Raw genomic sequence first — 25,031 nt, forward strand, 5'->3', positions numbered from 1 at the left:
AATGAAATATGTCATCTGGGGAGCGAATTTATCTGGCGGTTTCCTGCGGGCCAACGTCGAACAAACGAAAGAGGGAAGTGTAGCTTATAATCGGAAACTCGTGCAATTGGCAGAACAATACGGTGTCGATTCTGTTCTTTTTGCGACACGATATGTTGGGGCGATTGGAGGTAGTGCGACCGATAGTGGTCAACTAGACCCATTAACATTAATAAGTGCTATAGCACATGAAACAAAAAAAATTCGCTTCATCGCAGCTGTTTTGCCAGGCTTTCTTCATCCGGCGACCTTGGCTAAAATAGGCACTACCATTGATATTATTTCGAATGGGCGATTTCACATTAACTTAGTGAGTGGTTGGTTTAAAGAAGAGCAAGAAATGTTTGGGATTGAATGGATTAAACATGAAGATCGCTATAAGCGTTCAACTGAATATTTAGAGGTGTTGAAAGGGTTATGGACAGAGGAGTCATTTTCATATGAGGGTGATTTTTATCAATTAAAAGAAGCGGTCTTAACCCCAAAACCCATTCAAAAGCCGTATCCGAGCATTTATCAAGGGGGTAATTCGAAAGATTCTCAAGAAATGGCGGCTAAACTTTCGGATGTTTATTTTATGAATGGAGCTCCAGCTGAAGAATTAAAGGAGCAAATGCAAAAAGTGAGTGCAGAGGCAAAGAAGTACGGAAGAAAGCTGCAATTTGCTGTAAACGCCTTTGTGATTGCCCGTGATACGGATGAAGAAGCGATAAAAGAACACGAGTACATTGTCGCACATGCCGATGATCGAGCAATTGCTCAAGTCAAAGCAAGGACGGAAACAAAAGGAATGTGGAAAAACGCCAAGAATATCAGTGATTTTGTCGCCAATAACGAAGGCTTCCGCACCGGTTTAATTGGCAGCTATTTAACCGTTGCCGAAAAAATAAAAGAGCTAGAAGCTATAGGCGTTGATCAAATTTTATTAACCTTCCGCAAGCCGCTTGAGGAATTGCCATTATTTTTCCGCGAAGTGAAGCCGTTGGTTGAGGAAGAAGAGAACGGGGCATTGAATATAGACTGAATTTGATGATGGATGTAGGTTGTGAGGACGTGGATTAGGTGGTTTAGGAGTGAGTAGAATTGAGATAGGTAATGAAATTTTGTGTAGATGACGATTAAGGTGCGAATAATCGGGAATAGGTAATGAAAAAGCCGAGCAGTTGAAATTAAGGTACGAATAAGAGAGCAGATCGTAGCCTTTCCCTAGAAAAAAAGTCCGTAAGGCTCACCAATAACCTTACAGACTGCTTTAACTCATTTTATTCAATTTCAAATCATAGAGACAAAGGGTTTTGGCTTAAAGTTCACTTGCTCGTTTGCCTGCTACAGCAAAGTTCGTCTTCTTCATTTCCTCAATAACGATGGAAACTCTTTCTGCTGGAGCTCCAATGGACTCTGAAACAGCGGCTGTTACTTTTTCAACTAACACTTGCTTTTGTTCGTCTGTACGACCTTCAAGCATTTGAACGGTAACGATTGGCATTTTTATTCTCCTCCTTTTCCAAATGACAAACCTTTTTCCACGTGAACTTGTATTGTTCATGAGCTAAATATAGTTCGGTGGCTGGTTGTTTCTTTTAGTATACCAAGAAATGTTCCTAGTTGTCTTAGGGAAGAAACGCTCTTTACGGTTTGACAGCGCGGAATTTACGGGTCATAAAGACCGTTAGTCCAATCAAAACGAAAATCGCTCCAATTAATAAATAATTAAACGAATTAGTAGCCGTGTTTGGTAATGTTTGTTTCTCATTATCAGACGGCTTTTTCGCTAGAGGAGTCGAATCCTTCTTCTCCTTTTCCTTATCAGGGCTAGAAGTGTTATCATCACTTGTTGAACCGGATGTAGGGGGAGCGGGCTTTTTCGTCTCATCTGAATCTTTTTCTGGTTTTTCAGGGAGCTCAGGCTTTGGGTTATCCTCAGGTCCATCAATTAAACCAGCCAATAGCTTTTGGAAGAGCTCGCTATTGATTAACTCGTCATTCATAAAGAGATCAGCTAGTAAATAACCATCAAAATCAAATATTTTAATAAGCAAATCTTGATTTTTTAATGATGTTAGCTTTAGTAAGTTTTGATAAGAAAGAGGGGTTTCCTTTCCGTCTTCAACAAGGAAGAAGTCTATATTTAATTCAAAAGCATCGAGAAATCCTTTTAGTTTTAATGCAAACTCGGTTAATTGTACGATGGAAAGATCATCAGCTGAATGGAATTCTCCTAAACTATTTAAATACTCGTCTAACTCAAGTAACTTCATAAAGAGGTCTGGATTTTCTTCCATTTTGTAAATAATATGGTAAAATAATTGCTCGAGTTCATAATCCTCTAAGCCGATTAAAGCAAAGAGCTCTAACGTTTCTTCATCAAATAAATCTGAAATAAGCCAGTCGTTATAGTAGAAATATTCGAATAAAAACCAATCTAATTCGTTATAAAACTTAAAATCATCTAACGTTAAACCGAATTCAGCTAATAAAGAGAGGAGCTCTTTCTTCGTTAGTTCGTATTCTTCTAATAAGAAGCTTAGATTTTCTTCATTAAGAGGTTCTCCGAGCAACCAGTCAAGTTCGTCCACAAAAGCAAGGTCATCTAAACTCATCCCATATTGCTCTTCTAAGTAAGCTTCAAGCTCTTCCTTAGTCCAGCCGATTTTTTCTAAATAAACCTCAAGTTCAGCTTCATCAATGGTTGTATAATCATAAAGATAGTTTTCGAGATTTTCGTAGAATTTAAAGTCGTTTAAAGATAATCCATCCTCCAACAATTGTTCCTCTAATTCCGCTTCGGTCCAGCGATAAAAACTTAACAATTCAGCAAGGTTCTCCTCTGTTAAGACAGGTCCTAAGGTGAGGTGAATCTCATGAACATTTTGAAAATCTGAATATTTCATTCCGTAATGAGTACGTAAATAAGACTTTAATTGTGAGCTTGTCCATTCGAGTGTTGCTAAGTATCGTTCTAAATGTACTTCATCAAACACGACATGGTCCGTCATAAAAAAATAAAGGTCATCATAAAACTTAAACTCATCGATGGTTCGATTATGGGAAGATAATAAAGTTTGAAGCTCGTCTTCTTCCATAAAAAATTCATCAAGAATGGAAAAGGTTAGCTCTTCATCTAACACAGGACTTAACCACATGATTAATTCTTCGACAGAGTCAAATTCACTTAAATCAGTATGCCAATGTTCCGAAAGGTATTCAGTTAGCTCTTGTTCGGTCCAGCCAATGTCTTTTAAAAAATCGTTTAATTCACTTTGGTTTACTTTTGCATCCGTATGTACAGGAAACACAAGAAATAAAGACACAATCAATGTCAAAAGAATGGATACGTATTTCAACTTATTTCCCCCTTAATTGTTTAAATCTGGATTGATTATATCTGATTTATTATCAAAATACTATATATTATTTCAAAATTAATGATTATTTGTGATTGGGGTTGATTAACTTCTATATAATTAACTATTCTCCGTATAACTATATATTACGCTAATATACTCATTGCGAATTGCGGTAAAAAGTACTTAAATAACGCTTGACGTGTATACATAAATAGACTGTGATAAACTGTTAGAAAAGAAGCGAATTCGAAATTCTTTATAGAGAGGTTGAGAATGATGGATTTATTAAATAACGATAATTTAAAAAAGAAAAAAGCGGCTTTTAATATTTTAAGTAATGATTCCTTAGATGGTCATGGTGGTTATGGAGCCGGGACATTAAATTTAGATAATGTCACGCCTATTTTTGTAAGCCCAACAGACGATGACGTTTTTATTGATATGGGTGCGCTTCATGCCAGGTCACAAGTTGAAAGAAGAATTAAGTTTTTAAAAGAGAAGGATAAAGTGCCAAACGGGAAGTTATATTGGTTAGTTTGGGTGACGATTTTATTTAAGGATAAAAAACCGTATTATGGTGGGGTAACAGGTTGTGAAATGACTGTCGATACAGAAATTCGCCGCGGTTATAAGAGTTTACCGGAACATGTTAACAATATGGATAAGTCTTTAAAGGGAAAAATCATTGTTGATCAAATGGATGAAAAATCGCGTCATTTATTAGCGGACTTTTTGAAAAATCACAATGAGGATATGTGGAATCATTCAACAGATGAGTTGAAAGAGAGTTTATTGAAATAAAGAAGATAAATCCTATCTGTCAAGTGGTTATTTTCGTTAATTATGAACGCTTTTTGAAAATTGCTTCCCCTACTTGAGCTTTTTCGGTAGAGGGGGTACACTTGGATCGTATAATATCACGTTATACTAGGACACGAAGGCGTAAGGAACTCTCCTTACGCCTTCATTTTTTTATATAAGCTTATAAACCTTCGTCCAAGTGCGTTTGGTCGGGGAAGTTGTGTTTAATGGATCCAATCCATAAAGCGTTTTAAAAATCCTCGTTCTGCTGTAGAATCTTCTTCAATCGCTTCTTCTAAATCTTCAACATCCTTAGGGCATGTTTCCTGTGGTTCTGTTCCCGGAATAAAATAAGCAACTCTAGCAGGCCCTGGGCAGGAATCTGAGGCGAGATAGCCTGTTTTCGGGTCAATATCCACGGCAACAACTCCATCGGGTTGATGGAAAGGTAAAATGAGTTCATCTTTTAACGCTTCATTCATAAATTTGGCAAAAACTTGTTTCGGAACTTGAGCATTTCGTGTATCAATTCTTGTGTCGCGGTCAAAGCCTGACCATACCCCTGTGACGATTTGCGGTGTATATCCAATCATCCAACTATCGAATTCGGTTGACCCCGATTTACCTGCAACAGGGCGGTCTAATAAAGGAGCGACAGAACCACCAGTGACGGACGTATAATCATTAAGACGACGATCAAACATGGCTGTCATCATATCCGTCAAAATAAACGTGAGATTTTCATCGAGTGCCTCTTCTTGATAAACAGGGTTTTCGTGAATGACTTTTCCGCTCATCGTTTCGACACGCTTAATAAAACGTGGCTCTACCGTATGACCGCCATTAGCAAAAGCACTATACCCAGTCGTTAAATCAAGTAAAGTCACTTCTGATGTTCCGAGTGGTGCTGATGGGTTGGTCGTACTAATCGTGGACTTCATGCCAATTTTTTGAGCAATTTCCGCTAACTTATGAAATCCTAATGAATAATGGGTTTTAACGGCATAAATATTATCGGAATAAGCGAGTGCTTGAATTAAAGTAATATAATCATCGGCAAAATTTCCGTTGAAGTTATTGGGCCAATAGTAGTCTTCTTCCTTTTCTGAATCGCCACCTGGAAACAGAAAGGCGGTTTTTTCACTTTTAAGGGTCGTTGTCGCTGTATACCCATTTTCCAAAGCGGCGTAATAAAGGAGGGGCTTTAAAGTGGAACCAGGTTGTCTTTTCGCTTCAACTGCTCGGTCAAAGCCTTTCCCCCCGTATTCTCGACCGCCAACAAGAGCCTTAACATCCCCTGATTTAGGATCCATTGCTACAAATCCAATTTGCAAATCGGGGTCGGTTAACTCATTGGCAATATGTTTCTCCGCGATTTCTTGCATATGTGGATCGAGCGTTGTAAACACTTTATAACCACCAGCTTGCCATTCTTCTGGCTTCAATATATTTTCTTCGATTAATTGCTTCTCGACGATATCATGGAAAAAGGGTCCGACTTTCTCTCCGATTTCTCGTCTTGTATTTGTCGGGACAAGCTCAACTTCAAATGCTTCTTCAGCTTCTGTTTCTGTAATGGCTCCGTTGGCGACCATTGACTGCAACACAACCCATTGTCGGTTTTTGGCAAGCTCCTCATTTAAAATAGGGGAGTAATAGGTCGGTCCTTTTGGGATTCCTGCAACCATACTAGCCTCGGCTAAGTTTAGCTCACTTGCTGGCTTGTCAAAATAAAGCTCAGCTGCTGCTTGAACTCCATAAGCTCCATGTCCATAATAGACCGTATTTAAATATCCTTCTAAAATCTCATCCTTTTCTAAGTTCATTTCAAGCTGCAGGGAATAAAGAAGTTCATTCCATTTACGTGTCCATGTTTTCTCGTGAGTTAAATAGAGATTTCGGGCATATTGTTGCGTAATCGTACTCGCTCCTTGGGACTTGGCCCCAGATTTTAAATTGGCGACAATGGCTCCACCAATTCGTTTCGGATCAAAGCCTAAGTGTTCATAAAAGCGGCGATCCTCCACTGATATCGTTGCATCAATCACATAAGGAGAAATAGAATCAAGTTCGACTGGAAAGCGATTTTGGCCACTATGGCTTTCACCGATAATTTCGCCGTTATCTCCATAAATGATCGTTGTTTGTGAAACTTCAAGATTAGGCGGACCGAGCATTCTAGTATAAGAAAGCAAAGCGACAGCACTACCAGATACAAGTAGAAGCATCACTAAGAAAAGACGAAAACTCCTGCGAAGGAAGCTTTTTCTCCGCCTACGTTTACGATTTATCACTACTTGCATGTTTTGTCACCTCTTTTATCGTTGTTTTTTGTACGGTTTCTATTGGGCATTAATTTAAAAGCTTGAAAAAAAGATATGAAACTTTGATGATGAACCGCTCCACTTTTCAAAGGATGGATCAGCAAAAGCTAGACTTTTTAATAGGATTGGTAGAAGTCGATTATTTTAAACATGACAGGACATTTATTAAGAAGATTTCGTTTGCTTTTTTACGCTTTTGTTATATACTTTCACTTGTTGCCCCATTATTTTGCGGCAGCTTTATTTGTCACTGGAAGAAAAAACGGTTTAATTAAACGTTTATTTAAAACAATAAAGAAGAAAATAAATATAGAGGTGATTGATAATGGAGTTATGGTTCACAGAAAAACAAACAGAAAACTTTGGGATTACAGCAAAAATTAAACGTACTCTACATACAGAGAAAACCGACTTTCAACAATTAGATGTAGTCGAAACGGAAGAGTTTGGAAATATGCTAGTCCTTGATGGGATGGTCATGACAACGGAGAAGGATGAGTTCGTTTACCATGAGATGGTCGCTCACGTTCCTTTATTTACACACCCAAACCCTAAACATGTTCTTGTTGTTGGCGGTGGAGATGGTGGCGTCATTCGCGAAGTGTTAAAGCACCCATCTGTTGAGAAAGCAACTCTCGTTGAAATCGATGGGAAAGTAATCGAGTATTCGAAAAAATACTTACCATCTATTGCGGGAGCTTTAGACGATAGCCGTGTGGATGTACAAGTAGGTGACGGATTTATGCACATTGCGGAAGCAGAAAATGCCTATGATGTCATTATGGTTGATTCGACAGAGCCAGTTGGGCCTGCAGTAAAACTTTTTGAGAAAGGTTTCTATGTAGGAATTGCGAAAGCTCTAAAAGAAGATGGTATTTTTGTTGCTCAAACAGACAATCCATGGTTCCATCAACATTTAATCAAACAAGTATATAACGATGTTAAAGAAATTTTCCCAATTACAAACCTGTATACAGCGAATATTCCAACATACCCAAGTGGTCTTTGGACGTTTACGATCGGTTCGAAAAAGCATGATCCCCTACAAGTCTCTGAGGAAAGATTCCATGAGATTGAGACGAAATATTATACTAAAGAGCTTCATCAAGCGGCGTTTGCTTTGCCAAAATTTGTTGCTGATTTATTGAAATAGGAGGGGCTTCATATGCGTTTTGATGAATCTTACTCTGGAAAAGTATTTATAATGAGCCGTGCTACGTATGAGGAAAGTGATGCGGTCATCTACGGTATGCCGATGGATTGGACGGTCTCTTTTCGCCCAGGCTCTCGTTTTGGACCGGCGAAAATTCGGGAAGCGTCTTTAGGCCTTGAGGAATATAGCCCTTATATGGACAAGCATTTAGAAGATGTGAACTATTTTGACGCGGGTGACATTCCACTTCCGTTTGGAAACGCAGCCCGCAGCCTTGATATGGTGGAGGAATTTGTTGATAAACTTTTAGCTGATGGCAAATATCCACTTGGTTTAGGTGGAGAGCATTTATTATCTTGGCCGATTTTTAAAGCGATTCACAAAAAACATCCGGATGTTGCGATTCTCCATTTTGATGCCCATGCAGATTTACGTGAAGAATACGAAGGAGAACCGTTGTCTCACTCGACACCGATTCGTAAAGCTTGTTCTTTAATTGGAGCGGAAAATGTCTATTCATTCGGAATTCGCTCTGGCATGCGTGAGGAATTTCAGTTTGCCAAAGAGTCTGGCATGAATATGTTTAAATTTGAAGTTGTCGAGCCATTGAAAAAAGTTTTACCAACACTTGCTGGCCGTCCGGTTTATGTCACGATTGATATTGATGTATTAGATCCAGCCCATGCTCCTGGTACAGGGACAGCGGAAGCAGGAGGCATCACCTCTAAGGAATTATTAGAAGCAATTATGGCCATTGCCAAATCTGATGTAAATGTTGTCGGTTCCGATTTAGTGGAAGTAGCTCCAAACTACGACCCATCTGAACAAACACAAATTACCGCAAGCAAAATGATTCGTGAAATGCTCCTTGGTTTTGTTAAATAAAATTTCCGAATAAAAGGAAGGTGAGTGACGATATTTCACTCACCTTTTTTAGGTCAGAAAAGCTAAAAGACAGCACAGACGCGGAGATTAGTAATGAAAAAGTCATGACGGCTGGATTAAGGTGCGAATAAAAGGTGATAGGTAATGAAAAAGCGGACTTGACGAGATTAGGTTGCGAAAAAAGGTTAATAAGTAATGAAAAAGCCAAGTTGACCAAATTAAGATGCGAATAATTTTAACTTGATTAAACATACATAGTATCCGACACCTTCAACTTTTTCTTTTGTCATTGCTTTGACACGTCAAACAACGTTTTTTTAGAGTCCATCATATTAATCTGATTTTTTGTCGATGATGAAAAGGAAATGTGAACAGTAGAAGAAGCAGACGAGAGAAATCTTGCAAGCCTTGTACAAACTCGCTAAACTGTTTAGTGAGAAGGATGTGCGAACAATGGAGAAGATAGTGAAAAAATCGATCAAAATGGTTTTTAAAACCTTGATTCAACAAGGCGAACATAAAGAAGCGTATGAATTTACAACTAGAGGAGACTTGTTTAAAAAAGGGCAGTCGGAGTATTTGCGATTTGAGGAAAAGTTCGGCGAGGATCAAACCGTTCAAACGACGATGAAGTGGAACGGTCATGAACTGATGCTGATTCGCCAAGGCTCTATTTTGATGAGACAAGCTTTTATCGCGGGAGAAACAACAGTTGGTCGTTATGTGACTTCTGAAATTTCATGGGAAACAACCGCGAAAACGGAAAAAGTCGTCGTGGCTTGGCCAAATGGGAAAAAACGCGGCAAAATTCATTTACGTTATCACTTTTTAATGCAAGGACAAGATACAGGAACACATGAAGTTCGCTTAACACTTGAGGAGGACAAATCAAAATGAACAGTGTAGAACAAATGAAAGAAAAATTAAAACAAGAGATTATTTCGGCCGTTAAAGCGGCCAATCTCGCAACAGATGAAACGATGCCAGAAGTGGTTCTTGAAACGCCAAAGGATAAAGCTCATGGTGATTATGCAACAAATATGGCGATGCAGTTAGCACGCGTTGCGAAAAAAGCACCCCGTCAAATTGCCGAAGAGCTAACCGCTAGTTTAAATCAAGAAGAGGCGATGATTGAAAAAATCGAAATTGCAGGTCCTGGATTTATTAATTTCTTTATGGACAATTCTTATTTACGTGACGTCGTGAAAACGGTCTTAACGAGTAAAGACGCTTATGGAGAGTCTGACTTTGGTGGAAATAAGCGTATCCAAGTTGAGTTTGTTTCCGCTAATCCAACCGGAACGCTTCATTTAGGCCATGCACGTGGAGCGGCCGTTGGTGATTCTTTAAGCCATATTTTAGCGAAAGCTGGTTTTGATGTAGAACGCGAATATTATATTAATGATGCAGGGAATCAGATTAATAACTTAACTTTTTCTTTAGAAGCTCGTTATTATCAAGCATTGGGGTTAGAAAAAGACATGCCTGAGGATGGGTACCACGGTCAAGATATTATTGATTTTGGACGTCAACTTGCAGAAGAAAAGGGCGATGAGTTAACAAAACTTCCAGAAGAAGAACGTTTAAGCTTTTTCCGTCAATACGGACTTAAAAAAGAATTAGAAAAAATTAAAATCGATTTAAAAGAATTCCGTGTCGAGTTTGATAATTGGTTCTCTGAAACTTCTTTATACGAGACGAAAAAAGTGGAAGAGACATTACACGTGTTGAAGGAAAAAGAGGAGACATTTGAAGAAGATGGGGCAACATGGTTCCGATCAACAACATATGGCGACGATAAGGACCGTGTTTTAATTAAAAATGATGGAAGTTACACATACTTAACTCCAGATATTGCTTACCATCAAGATAAAATGAATCGTGGTTTTGATAAATTAATTAATGTGTGGGGAGCGGATCACCATGGATATATTCCACGTATGCGTGCGGCGATTCAAGCGCTAGGTTATGAGGCTGACCAATTAGATGTCGAAATCATTCAAATGGTTAGTTTGTATCAAGGTGGAGAAAAAGTGAAAATGAGCAAGCGGACTGGGAAAGCTGTCACGCTTCGAGATTTAATGGAAGAGGTCGGAATTGATGCGACCCGTTATTTCTTTGCGATGCGTAGCGCTGACTCACACTTAGATTTCGATATGGACTTAGCGGTATCTAATTCAAATGAAAACCCTGTCTATTACGTTCAATACGCACATGCTCGCGTTTGTACGATGCTTCGCCAAGGAGAAGAAAAGGGATTAACTTTTGATGAAAATATTGACTTATCTCCAATCAGTACAGAAAAGGAATTTGAATTATTGAAAGTGATTGGTGATTTCCCAGCGATTGTAGTAGAAGCTGCGAAAAAACAAATTCCACACCGTATTACAAATTATGTCCATGAATTAGCAGCTACTTTACACAGCTTTTATAACGCTGAACGAGTTTTTGATGAGACGAATGAAGCGAAAACAAAAGCGCGCCTAGCCCTAATGAGAGCAACACAAATCACGATTAAAAACGCTCTATCATTAGTAGGAGTAAAAGCACCTGAAAAAATGTAATCGTCTTGATTGTTTTACTCCCTCTCTAAAAAATTAGAGAGGGGTTTTTGGCTATTAAAAAAGGAGGTTAGGTTTGATGCTCGAGATGTTATGGTGGATAGTGGTCGCCATCTGCTTTTTCTTAAGTTTTATTGGACTTATTTTTCCGCTAGTTCCTTCTGTGCTCGTTATTTGGGTCGGGTTTCTTGTTTATGGCTTTGGGATTGGGGCATTTAGTGATTTGTCGGTCTGGTTTTGGTCCGGGATGGTCATTTTTACATTGTTTCTTATTCTTGCTGATATTATTGCGAGCCAATACTTTGTTAAACGATACGGTGGCTCCAAATGGGGAGAAAGAATGGCGGCGATCGGAGTCATTGTCGGTTCTTTTATCATGCCTCCATTTGGAATCATTTTTGTCCCATTTATTCTTGTTTTTGTGACAGAACTAATTAGTATTCAGCAGCCAGGACATGCATTTAAGGTGGCCATAGCATCATTAATTGCTTTTTTGAGCAGTACGGTTGCCAAAGGGTTGGTGCAATTTATTATGATTGTTTGGTTTATTGTTGAAGTATTTTTAGCTTAACCATTCAGTCTAAGTGAATAAGTCATTCAAAAAGACAAATAGTAGTAAGGACAATGTTTTTAGAAAGAAGGAGTGTCCTTATGCAAGAAGTCATGCTCGCCTTGTTGGCTGGATTGATTGTTGGTTTACTATTCGCTTTTTTAAAACTCCCGATCCCAGCACCACCAGTCTTTTCGGGGATCATTGGAATTGTTGGTATTTATTTAGGCTATCAAGGGTTTACTTATCTTTGGGGATAACAAATGGACTGCAAACAAGTGGGATTCCCCTCATGTGATAAGTCGAATGAAAGCACCTTTAAGTGAAGTCAGTTTAGGGATAATCTAATGACTACTTGGAGGTGTTTTTGGATCGGGAAAAATAGATCACACAGAAGTCAGAGGTCGTGAATGAAGTCGGAAGCGATGGAATCAAAGCCGCAAAGGGAATCAAAGAGTACCGATGAAGCCAAAAGTGCTCGAATCAAAGCTGCAAAGGGAATCAAAGGCCGCGAATGAAACCGGAAGCGCTCGAATCAAAGCCGCAAAGGGAATCAAAGGCCATCAATGAGTCCCGAAGCCACCGAAAAAAAGTCGTAAAAGGAATCAAAGGCCGTCAATGAGTCCCGAAGCACCGAAAAAAAGCCGTAAAAGGAATCAAAGGCCACCAATGAAACCGGAAGCCAGCGAAAAAAGCCGTAAAAGGAATCAAAGGCCGCCAATGAAGCCAAAAGCCATCGAATCAAAGTCGCAAAGGGAATCAAAGGCCATCAATGAGTCCCGAAGCCACCGAAAAAAAGCCGTAAAAGGAATCAAAGGCCATCAATGAAGCCGAAAGCGCTCGAATCAAAGCCGCAAAGGGAATCAAAGGCCGCGAATGAAGCCGAAAGCGCTCGAATCAAAGTCACAAAGGGAATCAAAGGCCGCGAATGAAGCCGGAAGTGCTCGAATCAAAGCCGCAAAAGGAATCAAAGGCCGCGAATGAAGTCGGAAGTGCTCGAATCAAAGCCGCAAAGGGAATCAAAGGCCGTCAATGAGTCCCGAAGCCACCGAAAAAAAGCCGTAAAAGGAATCAAAGGCCGCGAATGAAGCCGGAAGTGCTCGAATCAAAGCCGCAAAGGGAATCAAAGGCCATCAATGAGTCCCGAAGCCACCGAAAAAAAGCCGTAAAAGGAATCAAAGGCCGTCAATGAGTCCCGAAGCCACCGAAAAAAAGCCGTAAAGGGAATCAAAGGCCGCCAAAGAAGCCGAAAGCGCTCGAATCAAAGCCGCAAAGGGAATCAAAGAGCACCGATGAAGCCGGAAGCGATCGAATGAGAGCCGCAAAGGGAATCAAAGGCCGTCAATGAAGCCAAAAGCCATCGAATGAGAGCCGCAAAGGGAATCAAAAGCAGTCAATGAAGCCAAAAGCCATCGAATAAAAGCGGGAAAGGGAATCAAAGGCCATCAATGAAGTCAAAAGCCATCGAATAAAAGCCGCAAAGGGAATCAAAAGCAGTCAATGAAGCCAAAAGCCATCGAATCAAAAGCCGCAAAGGGAATCAAAGAACCGCAATGAAGCCAAAAGCCATCGAATAAAAGCCGCAAAGGGAATCAAAAGCAGTCAATGAAGCCAAAAGCCATCGAATAAAAGCCAGAAAGTTAATCAAAAACCCGCCCAATGCCCCCTATATCTACAAGAAGTCAGAGACCGCACTTGCGACCTTTTCTTTCAGGCGAAAATAAATTCCACGATTTTGATACTCTTCTATCGTTAGTTGATGCGATATCGAAATATCATAATCAATTTCAGCTGCCATTAGTTTAATAAAATCTTTGTCATAGATATAACTATTTTGTTCTAAGTTTATAAAAATGCTACGTTTATCAAAGTTTGCGGTTCCAAGATAAGCGGAATCATTATCAAACAAAATCGCTTTTGTGTGAAAAAAGCCACGATAATATTGGTAAATCTGCACGCCTGAACGCAGCAACGAATCAAAAAAAGGGAAAGCGGCTTCACGTACAAGTGGATGATCGCTTTTTTTAGGGAGGATAATCTTAATCTGCACCCCACGCTTCGTTGCTTGGATTAATGCCTTCATTAACCTTTCACTTGGGATAAAATAGGCAGTGGCAATCGTAATGGAATGTTTAGCAGCTTCGATATGCTTCAGGTGCTGTTCTTCTAAAAAAAGACCATTTGTCGGAAACATGATGAGCTTTTGTGTCCCAGGTTGGAGGACTGGGTAAAAGGAGGCGTCCTCAAAGCTTTTATGGCAAACATCTTCCCAATCATTTAAAAAGCTTTTTTGTAAATCCTGAACACCGCTACCTTGCATGCGGATATGGAGGTCACGCCATCGTCCAAATTTCGGATCGCGACCTAAATATTCGTCCCCAATATTGTAACCACCAAAATAAGCAATATTACTATCACAAATGACGATTTTCCGATGGTTCCGTTGATTTAACTTAAAGAAAAAATAAGGAAAAGTAAGCGGAGGGGTGAGATGAAGTTTGACCCCCGCTTTTTTTAATTTTCTTTTATTACGAAAAGAAATTTTACAACCAAACATATCGACCATTAATCGTACTTTTACTCCTTGTTTCGCTTTTAATTCTAATAGATCAATCATCTTTTGACCGATATGGTCGTCACGAAAGATATAAAAAAGCATATGAATGTGTTTTTTGGCATGAAAAAGATCTTGGGTTAAACATTCAACAAACTGATCCCCTGTTGTTAAGAGTTGCATGCGGCTTTCGCGTATGACGAGTTCTATTGGTTCTTCGTTTATGATTAAAGACTTCCTACCAAGACGGAAATCCAACCAGACTAGACCTAATAAGATTAATATAAAAGCAATTATTATAAGTGCATACCCCATACATTCTCCGACTCCTTGTCATTATAAAATAAAGGTCATTTGAGGGCTTGATAAATGAATTAGTTTCTTTACCCAATAACGATTAGTATGCCCTTAAAAAGTTATTTCATGAAATAAGTGTGACGATATAATCTATAAAGAAAGCTTGAAGGAAACGCGTAAATTTTGTCTATTCATTGTCACTTCCTATTAAAAGTTTGAAAATTTACTCTTTTTTAGTATGATGAAGGAAATAATCATAAGGATGGGGTGTGGGTTGTACGATGTTAAGTAATAAAAAGGTCCCTTCAATGGTAAAGGATCCACAATTAATTAAAGTTCGTCGTGCTCAAATGGTCAAAGGAGCTGTCCGTCTTTTTATTGACAAAGGCTTCCACCGTACAACAACAAGGGAAATTGCTAAAGAAGCGGGTTTTAGCATTGGAACTTTGTACGAGTATATTGGAGCAAAGGAAGATATCCTTTATCTTGTGTGTGACGACATTTATCTTGAAGTATCAAAGCGTTTGAAAAAGCAATTAAGTAAAGAGGGTTCGGCATTAGAGCGTCTTAAATTGGCGATTTATTCTTATTTTCAAATTGTCGATGATATGTCAGATGAAGTTCTCGTCATGTATCAAGAAGTGAAGGCCTTACCTAAAGAATCGCTTCAATATGTGCTCCAAAAAGAAAAAGAAATGGCTGGGATTTTAGAAGAAATCATTCGTGAGTGTGTCGAGGCTAATGAATTAAGTGTTAAAGGGGATGAAGTGAATCTGCTTGCTCATAATATTTTAGTACAAGGTCAAATGTGGACATTTAGAAGATGGGCTTTGCGAAAACAATATACGTTAGAGCAATATATTGACTGGCAAACCGACCTTCTTTTAAAAGGTAAGGGGTAAATAAACTCACTACTAGCCGAGAGATTCAGTCGTTTATAGGCACGGCTTAAATTGCTCTAGTTTTTTCCTCATCAATCTAGCATAATTCGTGGAAATATGTTTATAATGGGAAGTATGATTTTAGATATTCAGGAATAAGAAGATAGATTGAAGGTAGGAAAGGAAGTGTCCTTATTGAAAATCGCGGATATGAGAAAAGAAGATCTTGCGGAGTACGCTATGGTCGAGCTAGCTTATTTATTAATGCACGAGAAAAATGCAGCTTATGAATATTATGAGTTACTCAATGAAGTGGCGTCTTTAAAAGGAATGTCGAAAGCAGAAGTAAAGGAACGTATGAGCTTCTTATATACAGACCTAAATATTGATGGCCGTTTCTTAACACTTGGCGATAACCGTTGGGGTTTAAGAAGCTGGTATCCTCTGGAGCAAGTAGAAGAGGAAATTACTTCTTCTGTTGCTAAACCGAAGAAGAAGGCAAAAGCATTAGCTCTAGATGAAGATGACGATCTTCTTGATGAGGATTTTGAGGAAGATGAGTTTGAAGACTTAGAAGATGAGTTGGATGAGCTTTCTCAAGAAGAAGATGAAGATGACGAAGAGGAAGAAGCTAGCTTTAAAGAGCAAGATTCAGATTTAGATGACTTTGCCGAAGCGGACGATGAGGAAGAAACGGAAGAAGAGGAATAATTTTATCATCCGATTCACTTGACTTCTTTTTCGGTTCTAGGTAGAATCATTTTTGGGCTTTAGAAAAAGTAATAGTTGTTTTAGATATATAAACAAAAGTGTGCGCCCCCAATTTATGGGATACGTGTCACTTTTGTTTTTTTATTTTCACATATATGGAAAAATTGAGTAGATAAAGGTTATTTTTTATTAATTTCGTAAATCCCTCATCGATCTTGGGGAAAGTAGTGGAAAACAGTTATTTATTTTAAGTAAGAAGGAGTCGATAGTATGACAGCTAAGTATATATTTGTAACGGGTGGGGTTGTATCTTCATTAGGTAAAGGAATTACTGCTGCATCTTTAGGACGTTTATTAAAAAATCGTGGTGTGAAAGTAACGATTCAAAAATTTGATCCGTATATTAATGTGGACCCAGGAACAATGAGCCCATATCAGCATGGTGAAGTGTTTGTAACAGATGATGGAGCGGAAACAGATTTAGATTTAGGTCACTATGAGCGCTTTATTGATATTAATCTAAGTCAAAATAGCAATGTGACAACAGGTAGAATTTATTCAACTGTTTTAAAAAAGGAGCGTCGTGGAGATTATCTTGGAGGAACGGTTCAAGTTATTCCGCACGTAACGAATGAAATTAAAGAACGTGTTTACCGTGCTGGTCGCGAAACAAGTGCAGATGTAGTGATTACAGAGATTGGCGGAACCGTTGGAGATATCGAAAGTTTACCTTTCTTAGAAGCGATTCGCCAAATTAAAAGCGATGTTGGGTCGGACAATGTCATGTATGTGCATTGTACATTAATTCCTTACTTAAAAGCAGCTGGCGAAATGAAATCAAAACCTACTCAACACAGTGTGAAAGAATTAAGAAGTTTAGGTATTCAGCCAAATGTTATTGTCGTTCGTACTGAAAAACCAGTTCCTCAAGATATGAAGGAAAAAATTGCGTTATTCTGTGACATCGATAAAAATGCAGTTATTGAAGCGAGAGATGCAGATACCCTTTACCAAGTGCCCCTTGATCTTCAAGCACAGCACTTAGATGACATCGTATGTAATCACTTAAAACTGAACTGCCAAGAAGCAGATATGACGGAATGGACGGGCCTTGTTGAGAAGGTGCAAAACTTATCTAAAAAAGTTCGTATTGCCCTTGTTGGTAAATATGTTGCCCTACAAGATGCGTATCTTTCCGTAGCAGAAGCACTTCGTCATGCTGGTTATGCTTTTGATGCCGATATTGAAATTGATTGGGTCGATGCGGAACAAGTTACAGATGAAAATGTGGCTGATTTATTAAAAGAAGCAGATGGGATTCTTGTGCCTGGTGGTTTTGGAGACCGAGGTATTGAAGGTAAAATTTCAGCGATTCGTTATGCTCGTGAACAAAAGGTTCCTTTCTTAGGGATTTGTCTAGGTATGCAATTAGCATCGGTTGAATTCGCTCGTAATGTACTTGGATTAAAAGGAGCAAACTCGGCTGAATTAAACCCAGAAACACCATATCCAATCATTGACTTATTACCAGAACAAAAAGATGTGGAAGATATGGGAGGCACGCTTCGTCTCGGCTTATACCCATGTAAATTAGTTAATGGTTCTGTTGCTAATAAAGCATATGACGAGCAAGTGGTCTATGAGCGTCACCGTCACCGTTATGAATTTAATAATGAATACCGTGAACAAATGGAGAAAGCTGGTTTTATTTTCTCAGGGACAAGTCCTGATGGAAGACTAGTGGAAATTGTTGAAGTTAGTGATCACCCTTATTTTATCGCTTCACAATTCCACCCAGAGTTCGTCTCAAGACCAACACGCCCACAACCACTATTCCGTGATTTCATTGGCGCGTCGATTAATAAATAATAAATCATAATAAAAGTTCCTTCTTTTTGCTTGTTGAGCGGAAAGGAGGGACTTTTTGTTTTGCTCATTGAAGCCGAAAGCGAATGAATCAGAGGAGTAAAGGGAATCAAAGAGCGTCAATGAAACCCGAAGCGATCGAATCAGAGCCACAAAGGGAATCAAAGAGCGTCAATGAAGCCCGAAGCTATTGAATCAGAGGAGCAAAGGGAATCAAAGAGCGTCAATGAAGCCTGAAGCTATTGAATCAGAGTCGCAAAGGGAATCAAAGAGCCGCAATGAAGCCCGAAGCCATCGAATCAGAGCCGCAAAGGGAATCAAAGAGCCGCAATGAAGCCCGAAGCCATTGAATAAAAGCGGCAAAGGGAATCAAAGCACGACAATGAAACCCGAAGCCATCGAATCAGAGGAGCAAAGGGAATCAAAGAGCGTCAATGAAGCCCGAAGCTATTGAATCAGAGGAGTAAAGGGAATCAAAGCCCGACAATGAAGCCCGAAGCCATCGAATCAGAGCCGTAAAGGGAATCAAAGCCCGACAATGAAACCCGAAGCCATCGAATAAGAGCCACAAAGGGAATCAAAGGCCCGCAATGAAGCCGAAAGCCATCGAATCAGAGCCGTAAAGGGAATCAAAGCCCGACAATGAAACCCGAAGCCATCGAATCAGAGCCGCAAAGGGAATCAAAGCCCGACAATGAAACCCGAAGCCATCGAATCAGAGCCGTAAAGGGAATCAAAGAGCCGCAATGAAGCCCGAAGCGATAGAATCAGAGCCACAAAGGGAATCAAAGAGCGTCAATGAAGCCCGAAGCGATCGAATCAGAGCCGCAAAGGGAATCAAAGAGCGTCAATGAAGCCCGAAGCGATCGAATCAGAGCCGCAAAGGGAATCAAAGCCCGACAATGAAGCCCGAAGCGATAGAATCAGAGCCACAAAGGGAATCAAAAGCAGTTGAATCAAGCCAAAACCCCTATAACATAAAAACTTATATAAGCTTCAGCATTTATTCGCTTTAAATTTCTTCCTCTACTTCACTCAAAATCTCTTTTAAAGTTAACGCTAAACAAAAGTAGGTATATAAGGCAATGAGAGAGGCTGGGTAACCTGTACGCGTGCCATCATCCAAAGGAACGACAGGTTTTTTTACATTTAAATGAATAAAAACATCAGCTAATGTGTCGAGGCCTTCACTAGTTGCATCTTTCTCTTCTAACGTACTTATGGTGACAAAGGGAATGCCTTCTTCTTTTAACTTTTTGGCTATTTTGAGGGCTTCTGGCTCGTTCGTGTAACGGCTTGCTAATAGGACACGGTCGTTAACGTCAAGTGAAACGATTTTCTCATCATCACATAGCAATGGTTTGATATGAGAGAGGTGGTCTACACCAAATAATGCTTCATGTTCAATGACACCCATTTCTTTTATTCCGTGGACATAAATCGAGCTACTGCCAACTCGAGCTTGTGCTAATAAGCGGGCTCCATCCTCAATGGCTTCTTCTTGTTTATCTTTTATTTGCTTCATTAACCCTTGAATTTGTGTTGTGAAGATTTGGATCATCTATAGTCACTCACTTTCTGTAATTCAATTGATTTTGCTATTGAATTATAGCTTAAATTCAGTAAAAATGAAAAAATCTTCTTGTCTAGCTGTTTCAATATGTTACATTTTTATTGTCAAAGACTTAAAAACTTTTGTTATCTTTGTTACGTAAAAAAGGAGGATTCTTCATTTTTGGATCGAATATAAGAGAGTCTGGAAAAATAAGTTTGTGCGGAAAAATTTAAAAAACTTTTCATTTGGAAAAGAAGAAAGGGAGGATCGAAAATGAGTGCCGAGAAAAAAATCTTAATTGTCGATGATCAGTATGGAATTCGTGTCCTTTTAAGTGAAATATTAAAAAAAGATGGCTATCAAGTGTTTCAAGCACCAAATGGGGTACAAGCTTTAAAGTATGTGAACGATGAAAACCCTGATCTCGTTTTATTAGATATGAAAATTCCGGGGATGGATGGAATTGAGATTTTAAAACGAATTAAAGAAACGCATGCCCATATTGAGGTTATTATGATGACGGCTTATGGAGAATTAAATCTTATTAATCAAGCTTTGGATGCAGGGGCCGTTGCCCATTTTTCAAAGCCATTTGATATTGATGACGTCCGGAATGTCATTAAAAAAACTCTTTTCAAGTAAGGAAATGAAAGAGGTTAGGAAATAAAAAAATAGTAAACGCTTTCTTTTGAAAAATGAAAAAAGTGTTGAATTATCAAGAGTATTCCCGTTTTTTATGAATAGATATATGCTATAATGAACACGTTCAACCTTACCAGAAAAAAATGAAAACCTTATTTAAAAAGCTTGATATACATATATTCGTTTGAATGGATATTTGCCCCTGGATTCGGGTAACTTGTTAAATAAGGCAAACTCGATTGCAAGGTAGGACGAGCATATTAGAAATGCACAATTTGAAGGAGGAATTAAGATGCCTTTAGTTTCAATGACAGAAATGCTTAACAAAGCAAAGGCGGAAGGTTATGCGGTAGGTCAGTTTAACCTGAACAACCTAGAATTTACACAAGCGATTTTACAAGCAGCAGAGGAAGAAAAGTCACCGGTTATTCTTGGGGTTTCTGAAGGTGCTGCACGTTATATGGGTGGATTTAAAACCGTTGTAACTATGGTTAAAGCGTTAATGGAAGAGTACAAAGTTACGGTTCCAGTAGCGATTCACCTTGACCATGGCTCAAGCTTAGAGAAATGTGTTCAAGCGATTCACGCTGGATTCACATCTGTCATGATTGACGGTTCTCATCATCCGCTAGCAGAAAACATTGCGATTACAAAACGAGTAGTTGAAATTGCTCACTCTGTAGGTGTTTCTGTAGAAGCAGAACTTGGACGTATTGGCGGACAAGAGGATGACTTAATTGTAGATGATGCAGAAGCAGCTTATGCGATTCCTGCAGAGTGTAAAGAATTAGTAGAAGCAACAGGAGTTGATTGTTTTGCTCCAGCTTTAGGTTCTGTACACGGTCCTTATAAAGGTGAGCCAAATCTAGGCTTTGATCATATGAAAGAAATTGATTCTTTAGTAGGTATTCCACTAGTATTACACGGTGGTACAGGTATCCCTACTGCAGATATTAAAAAAGCAATTGAGTTTGGTCATGCAAAAATTAACGTGAACACAGAAAGTCAAATTTCTTCAGCTAAAGCAGTTCGTGAAGTTCTAGCTGCAGACACAGATGTATATGATCCACGTAAATATTTAGGGCCAGCACGTGAAGCGATTAAAGAAACGGTTAAAGGTAAAATGCAAGAATTCGGTTCTTCTAATCGTGCGTAAATATTTTTGAAGTGGAGAAGGGAAAGGGTGCCTATATAGGTGAGCTTTTTCCTTCCCTTTTTTAAATCTTTTAAAGTAAAAAGACAACGCAATAAGGTTATTGGTTTTTCTAGATAATTAGAGACTGAAAGAAAACGCTTAAATAAAATGGGTAGAGGTGAAGAGAAGTGAAATTTTTTATTGATACAGCGAATTTAGAAGAAATTAAAGAAGCAAATGCATTAGGTATTTTGGCGGGTGTTACAACAAACCCTTCATTAGTAGCAAAAGAAGAAGGGGTTAATTTTCATGATCGAATTCGTGAAATCACGTCCCTTGTTCCGGGTTCTGTTAGTGCTGAAGTTATCGCACTAGATGCAGAAGGAATGATTGAGGAAGGAAAAGAACTTGCCGCGATTGCTCCTAATGTAACTGTTAAAGTTCCAATGACTGTTGAAGGACTTAAGGCGGTTCATGCTTTTTCTGAATTAGGTATTAAAACAAATGTAACACTTGTATTCTCTGCGGTTCAAGCATTAATAGCTGCTAGAGCTGGAGCTACTTATGTGTCACCTTTTTTAGGACGTTTAGATGATATTGGAGCAGATGGTCTTACTTTAATTGAGCAAATCTCAAGCATTTTTAATGTGCACGGAATTGATACTGAAATCATTGCCGCCTCTGTTAGACACCCTGTTCATGTGACAGAAGCAGCTATTAAAGGTGCTCATATTGCAACTATTCCATTTAACGTTATTAAGCAATTAACGAAACATCCATTAACAGATCAAGGGATTGAGAAGTTTTTAGCAGATTGGAATAAATAAGAGAATAATACCTCCGAAGGTCATAATGGCTTTTAATAGCAGCCCGAATCCAATTCAAGCATAATGAGGTTGTCGACAAAGCGTGTCATACATCTTTGTCGACTTTTCTATATATATCAAGTAACTGAAGAGGCTAGGACAAAACTAAAGTGATTAACCGAGAATGCGAACATGATACAACCTTAGCAGAGGGGAATATACGTAGACTCCTGCGGGAGAAGTGAAGTACGGGAGCCCCGCAGTGCTTTAGGCTAAACTATTATTAAGTTCGGATTTCTTAGTAGGAAAAACTCTTTTGTCCCAGCCTCTTTTCCTACATTTCACCTCAGACAAAACAAAAACAAATTTTGACTCACACTTTAATTAGTTTGCTTTGTTTTATTAAAAAAGATGACGAAGGACTCATAAAATTTTACATCCTCACTTCTCAAAAACATGATAAGCTTATTTTATGAAAAAAATAAAAGAAGACATATGTCATTCGTTACTTTTTCATGCAAATGGTTATAATGGAAATAAGTATGAAAAGAATGTCGTACATATTCCGTTAGCAGGCATAGAAGGGATGCGATTATGGATAAATTGATGATTCAAGGTGGCCTTCCGTTAGAAGGAACCGTTCAAATAAGTGGGGCAAAAAATAGTGCGGTAGCGTTAATTCCAGCCGCGATTTTAGCCGATTCGACTGTGACAATTGATAACGTTCCAGCGATTTCAGACGTTGATCTCCTAGCAGAATTGTTGCGAGAAATTGGTGGAGAAGTGGAATTGTCGGAGCGTGAAATTAAGATTAACCCAGAAAAAATGTTTGCGATGCCTTTACCAAATGGGCGAGTTAAAAAACTTCGAGCCTCTTATTACTTAATGGGGGCAATGCTCGGTAAGTTTAAAAAGGCTGTTATTGGTTTACCGGGTGGTTGTAATTTAGGACCAAGACCAATTGATCAGCATATAAAAGGTTTTGAAGCACTTGGGGCAAAAGTGACCAATGAACAAGGTGCGATTTATTTGCGTGCCGATGAGCTTATTGGAGCCAAAATCTATTTAGATGTTGTCAGTGTCGGTGCGACGATTAATATTATGCTTGCAGCGGTTCGAGCTAAAGGGCAAACGATTATTGAAAATGCAGCAAAAGAGCCCGAGATTATCGATGTTGCGACATTGTTAACAAATATGGGGGCAAGAATTAAAGGAGCCGGAACAAATGTCATTCGTATCGATGGTGTGGATTCTTTAAAAGGCTGCCGTCATTCTATTATCCCAGATCGAATTGAAGCAGGAACTTATATGATTTTAGCGGCAGCAATGGGGCAACGTGTGATTGTAGATAATATTATTCCTTATCATGTCGAATCTTTAATTGCGAAATTAAGAGAAATGAATGTAAGTGTTGATGTTCGTGATGATCAAGTCGAAATTTCCGGGATTGGCGATAAAGTAGGTGTCGACATCAAGACGCTTGTTTATCCAGGATTTCCAACTGATCTGCAACAGCCGTTTACAAGTCTTTTAACACAAGCCGCGGGGACAAGCCTTGTTACAGATACGATTTATAATGCCCGTTTTAAACATATTGATGAATTGCGAAGAATGGGTGCAAATGTCAAGGTAGAGGGACGTTCTGCGATTATAAATGGTAGAACAGAGCTTCAAGGTGCGAAGGTGAAAGCAAGCGACCTCCGAGCAGGGGCGGCTTTAGTTGTCGCTGGTTTAATGGCAGATGGAATTACCGAATTAACAGGTTTAGAGCATGTTGACCGTGGATATGAAGATTTAGAAGCGAAACTTTTAGGCCTTGGAGCTAAAATTTGGCGCGAAAAGATGACAAGTGAAGAATTGGATCAAGTAAAAAACTAGGGTTTAATTAGAAATACTAACTATGAGAAGGCCATCAATATTAAATAATAAAGAAAAAGGGGAGAAACAACAATGGAAAGAAGCCTTTCGATGGAACTAGTTCGAGTAACAGAAGCAGCTGCTTTAGCGTCAGCAAGGTGGATGGGACGTGGCGAGAAAGAATCTGCAGACGGAGCCGCCACAGAGGCGATGCGTGATGTGTTTGATACGATTCCAATGAAAGGAACAGTCGTCATCGGTGAAGGGGAAATGGACGAGGCTCCGATGCTTTATATCGGTGAAAAATTAGGAAATGGCTATGGCCCACGTGTGGACGTAGCTGTTGATCCGTTAGAAGGAACGAACATCGTAGCAGCTGGCCAGTGGAATGCTTTAGCGGTTCTTGCCGTGGCTGATCACGGGAACCTTTTGCATGCACCAGATATGTATATGGAAAAGATTGCAGTCGGACCTGAGTCTGTTGGAAAGGTCAGTCTGGATGCTCCTGTTATTGACAACCTTAAAGCGGTGGCTGAAGCTAAAAATAAAGATATTCAAGATTTAGTCGTGACGATTCTAAATCGTGAGCGTCATGCAAAGATTATTCAAGAGGTTCGGGATGCCGGTGCGCGAATCAAACTTTTATCTGACGGCGATGTGGCAGCGGCCATTAATACAGCTTTTGATGATACGGGTGTGGACATTATGTTAGGTTCTGGCGGTGCACCAGAGGGCGTTATTGCTGCTGTTGCTTTAAAATGTTTGGGAGGGGACTTCCAAGGACGTTTATTGCCACAAACGGATGAAGAACTAACAAGATGTAAAAAGATGGGCATTGAAGATGTCAACCGTGTCCTTCAATTAAATGATCTTGTCCGTGGCGACGATTGTATTTTTGCTGCTACAGGTGTAACAGATGGGGAACTTCTAAAAGGTGTTATGTACAAAGGGAGTTCTGCAACAACATCCTCTTTAGTTATGCGAGCGAAATCAGGAACCGTTCGTTTTATTGATGGTACTCATAGTATGAAAAAGAAACCAGATCTAGTGATTCGTTAAGAGGATTA

At 39.3% G+C, this 25,031-nt stretch carries 21 protein-coding genes; 16 read left to right on the forward strand and 5 right to left on the reverse strand.

Going from position 1 to position 25,031, the window contains the following annotated elements:
- Position 1 precedes the first annotated feature (1 nt).
- Complete coding sequence (locus tag AA0017_RS21390) at positions 2-1,063, forward strand: LLM class flavin-dependent oxidoreductase (protein ID WP_413377818.1); 1,062 nt, start codon at positions 2-4, stop codon at positions 1,061-1,063.
- Between the two features lie 276 nt (positions 1,064-1,339).
- On the opposite strand, the gene AA0017_RS21395 is transcribed toward AA0017_RS21390, so the two are convergent.
- The gene (locus AA0017_RS21395) at positions 1,340-1,585 is read right to left on the reverse strand and encodes a 2-hydroxymuconate tautomerase (RefSeq protein ID WP_413377820.1); all 246 of its coding nucleotides are present in this window, start codon (positions 1,583-1,585) and stop codon (positions 1,340-1,342) included.
- Between the two features lie 82 nt (positions 1,586-1,667).
- Positions 1,668-3,383 (reverse strand): processed acidic surface protein, encoded by a 1,716-nt coding sequence (locus tag AA0017_RS21400; protein WP_413377822.1) that lies wholly within the window; start codon positions 3,381-3,383, stop codon positions 1,668-1,670.
- A 279-nt stretch (positions 3,384-3,662) separates the two neighbouring features.
- Between AA0017_RS21400 and AA0017_RS21405 the strand changes: the two genes are divergently transcribed.
- Positions 3,663-4,187, forward strand: a complete 525-nt coding sequence (locus AA0017_RS21405; RefSeq protein ID WP_413382759.1) for a YwhD family protein — start codon at positions 3,663-3,665, stop codon at positions 4,185-4,187.
- Positions 4,188-4,411: 224 nt separating this feature from the next.
- On the opposite strand, the gene AA0017_RS21410 is transcribed toward AA0017_RS21405, so the two are convergent.
- A complete protein-coding gene (locus tag AA0017_RS21410; RefSeq protein WP_413377824.1) occupies positions 4,412-6,490 on the reverse strand; it encodes a transglycosylase domain-containing protein in 2,079 nt (692 codons plus the stop codon).
- A gap of 346 nt (positions 6,491-6,836) precedes the next feature.
- Between AA0017_RS21410 and speE the strand changes: the two genes are divergently transcribed.
- From speE to AA0017_RS21440, 6 genes are all read left to right on the forward strand, one after another.
- Entirely contained in the window at positions 6,837-7,664 is an 828-nt protein-coding gene (gene speE / locus AA0017_RS21415) for a polyamine aminopropyltransferase (protein WP_413377826.1), read from the forward strand.
- Between the two features lie 12 nt (positions 7,665-7,676).
- Complete coding sequence (gene speB, locus AA0017_RS21420) at positions 7,677-8,549, forward strand: agmatinase (RefSeq protein ID WP_413377828.1); 873 nt, start codon at positions 7,677-7,679, stop codon at positions 8,547-8,549.
- Positions 8,550-9,002: 453 nt separating this feature from the next.
- Entirely contained in the window at positions 9,003-9,446 is a 444-nt protein-coding gene (locus AA0017_RS21425) for a DUF1934 domain-containing protein (protein ID WP_413377830.1), read from the forward strand.
- Positions 9,443-11,113 (forward strand): arginine--tRNA ligase, encoded by a 1,671-nt coding sequence (gene argS, locus AA0017_RS21430; protein ID WP_413377832.1) that lies wholly within the window; start codon positions 9,443-9,445, stop codon positions 11,111-11,113. The genes AA0017_RS21425 and argS overlap by 4 nt, the downstream gene beginning before the upstream one ends.
- Before the next feature lie 76 nt (positions 11,114-11,189).
- Positions 11,190-11,681 carry a DUF456 domain-containing protein gene (locus AA0017_RS21435; RefSeq protein ID WP_413377834.1) on the forward strand — a complete coding sequence of 164 codons (492 nt, stop codon included), beginning with the start codon at positions 11,190-11,192 and terminating at the stop codon, positions 11,679-11,681.
- Between the two features lie 80 nt (positions 11,682-11,761).
- On the forward strand, positions 11,762-11,920 hold the full coding sequence (locus AA0017_RS21440) for a XapX domain-containing protein (RefSeq protein ID WP_413377836.1): 159 nt from the start codon (positions 11,762-11,764) through the stop codon (positions 11,918-11,920).
- Positions 11,921-13,332: 1,412 nt separating this feature from the next.
- On the opposite strand, the gene cls is transcribed toward AA0017_RS21440, so the two are convergent.
- A complete protein-coding gene (cls, locus tag AA0017_RS21445) occupies positions 13,333-14,529 on the reverse strand; it encodes a cardiolipin synthase (protein ID WP_413377838.1) in 1,197 nt (398 codons plus the stop codon).
- A gap of 263 nt (positions 14,530-14,792) precedes the next feature.
- On the opposite strand from cls, the gene AA0017_RS21450 reads away from it, so the two are divergent.
- The 3 genes from AA0017_RS21450 (at position 14,793) to AA0017_RS21460 (ending at position 17,972) form a co-directional block, all read left to right on the forward strand.
- Positions 14,793-15,413 carry a TetR/AcrR family transcriptional regulator gene (locus AA0017_RS21450; protein WP_413377844.1) on the forward strand — a complete coding sequence of 207 codons (621 nt, stop codon included), beginning with the start codon at positions 14,793-14,795 and terminating at the stop codon, positions 15,411-15,413.
- A 165-nt stretch (positions 15,414-15,578) separates the two neighbouring features.
- Positions 15,579-16,103 (forward strand): DNA-directed RNA polymerase subunit delta, encoded by a 525-nt coding sequence (gene rpoE / locus AA0017_RS21455; RefSeq protein ID WP_413377848.1) that lies wholly within the window; start codon positions 15,579-15,581, stop codon positions 16,101-16,103.
- Positions 16,104-16,373: 270 nt separating this feature from the next.
- Positions 16,374-17,972, forward strand: a complete 1,599-nt coding sequence (locus AA0017_RS21460) for a CTP synthase (RefSeq protein ID WP_413377850.1) — start codon at positions 16,374-16,376, stop codon at positions 17,970-17,972.
- A gap of 1,009 nt (positions 17,973-18,981) precedes the next feature.
- On the opposite strand, the gene AA0017_RS21465 is transcribed toward AA0017_RS21460, so the two are convergent.
- Positions 18,982-19,530 carry a DUF2529 family protein gene (locus AA0017_RS21465; RefSeq protein ID WP_413377852.1) on the reverse strand — a complete coding sequence of 183 codons (549 nt, stop codon included), beginning with the start codon at positions 19,528-19,530 and terminating at the stop codon, positions 18,982-18,984.
- 267 nt (positions 19,531-19,797) lie between these two features.
- Here AA0017_RS21465 and AA0017_RS21470 point away from each other — a divergent pair, with 267 nt between their 5' ends.
- The 5 genes from AA0017_RS21470 (at position 19,798) to glpX (ending at position 25,023) form a co-directional block, all read left to right on the forward strand.
- On the forward strand, positions 19,798-20,166 hold the full coding sequence (locus AA0017_RS21470; protein ID WP_413377854.1) for a response regulator: 369 nt from the start codon (positions 19,798-19,800) through the stop codon (positions 20,164-20,166).
- A 292-nt stretch (positions 20,167-20,458) separates the two neighbouring features.
- Positions 20,459-21,322, forward strand: a complete 864-nt coding sequence (locus AA0017_RS21475; protein WP_413377856.1) for a class II fructose-bisphosphate aldolase — start codon at positions 20,459-20,461, stop codon at positions 21,320-21,322.
- A gap of 167 nt (positions 21,323-21,489) precedes the next feature.
- Positions 21,490-22,128 carry a fructose-6-phosphate aldolase gene (fsa, locus tag AA0017_RS21480; RefSeq protein ID WP_413377858.1) on the forward strand — a complete coding sequence of 213 codons (639 nt, stop codon included), beginning with the start codon at positions 21,490-21,492 and terminating at the stop codon, positions 22,126-22,128.
- A 573-nt stretch (positions 22,129-22,701) separates the two neighbouring features.
- Positions 22,702-23,985 carry a UDP-N-acetylglucosamine 1-carboxyvinyltransferase gene (locus AA0017_RS21485; protein WP_413377860.1) on the forward strand — a complete coding sequence of 428 codons (1,284 nt, stop codon included), beginning with the start codon at positions 22,702-22,704 and terminating at the stop codon, positions 23,983-23,985.
- Between the two features lie 72 nt (positions 23,986-24,057).
- Positions 24,058-25,023, forward strand: coding sequence for a class II fructose-bisphosphatase (gene glpX / locus AA0017_RS21490; protein ID WP_413377862.1), 966 nt, complete (start codon positions 24,058-24,060; stop codon positions 25,021-25,023).
- The last annotated feature ends 8 nt before the right edge of the window (positions 25,024-25,031 follow it).

Source organism: Alkalihalobacillus phoenicis, assembly GCF_047302405.1.
Taxonomy (GTDB): Bacteria; Bacillota; Bacilli; order Bacillales; family Bacillaceae_D; genus Alkalihalobacillus.

Coding starts and splice junctions, on each gene's coding strand:
- AA0017_RS21390 (WP_413377818.1), top strand. CDS start 2: ATGAAATATGTCATCTGGGGAGCGAATTTATCTGGCGGTTTCCTGCGG.
- AA0017_RS21395 (WP_413377820.1), bottom strand. CDS start 1,585: ATGAACAATACAAGTTCACGTGGAAAAAGGTTTGTCATTTGGAAAAGG.
- AA0017_RS21405 (WP_413382759.1), top strand. CDS start 3,663: ATGGATTTATTAAATAACGATAATTTAAAAAAGAAAAAAGCGGCTTTT.
- AA0017_RS21410 (WP_413377824.1), bottom strand. CDS start 6,490: ATGCAAGTAGTGATAAATCGTAAACGTAGGCGGAGAAAAAGCTTCCTT.
- speE (WP_413377826.1), top strand. CDS start 6,837: ATGGAGTTATGGTTCACAGAAAAACAAACAGAAAACTTTGGGATTACA.
- speB (WP_413377828.1), top strand. CDS start 7,677: ATGCGTTTTGATGAATCTTACTCTGGAAAAGTATTTATAATGAGCCGT.
- AA0017_RS21425 (WP_413377830.1), top strand. CDS start 9,003: ATGGAGAAGATAGTGAAAAAATCGATCAAAATGGTTTTTAAAACCTTG.
- argS (WP_413377832.1), top strand. CDS start 9,443: ATGAACAGTGTAGAACAAATGAAAGAAAAATTAAAACAAGAGATTATT.
- AA0017_RS21435 (WP_413377834.1), top strand. CDS start 11,190: ATGCTCGAGATGTTATGGTGGATAGTGGTCGCCATCTGCTTTTTCTTA.
- AA0017_RS21440 (WP_413377836.1), top strand. CDS start 11,762: ATGCAAGAAGTCATGCTCGCCTTGTTGGCTGGATTGATTGTTGGTTTA.
- cls (WP_413377838.1), bottom strand. CDS start 14,529: ATGGGGTATGCACTTATAATAATTGCTTTTATATTAATCTTATTAGGT.
- AA0017_RS21450 (WP_413377844.1), top strand. CDS start 14,793: ATGTTAAGTAATAAAAAGGTCCCTTCAATGGTAAAGGATCCACAATTA.
- AA0017_RS21460 (WP_413377850.1), top strand. CDS start 16,374: ATGACAGCTAAGTATATATTTGTAACGGGTGGGGTTGTATCTTCATTA.
- AA0017_RS21465 (WP_413377852.1), bottom strand. CDS start 19,530: ATGATCCAAATCTTCACAACACAAATTCAAGGGTTAATGAAGCAAATA.
- AA0017_RS21470 (WP_413377854.1), top strand. CDS start 19,798: ATGAGTGCCGAGAAAAAAATCTTAATTGTCGATGATCAGTATGGAATT.
- AA0017_RS21475 (WP_413377856.1), top strand. CDS start 20,459: ATGCCTTTAGTTTCAATGACAGAAATGCTTAACAAAGCAAAGGCGGAA.
- AA0017_RS21485 (WP_413377860.1), top strand. CDS start 22,702: ATGGATAAATTGATGATTCAAGGTGGCCTTCCGTTAGAAGGAACCGTT.
- glpX (WP_413377862.1), top strand. CDS start 24,058: ATGGAAAGAAGCCTTTCGATGGAACTAGTTCGAGTAACAGAAGCAGCT.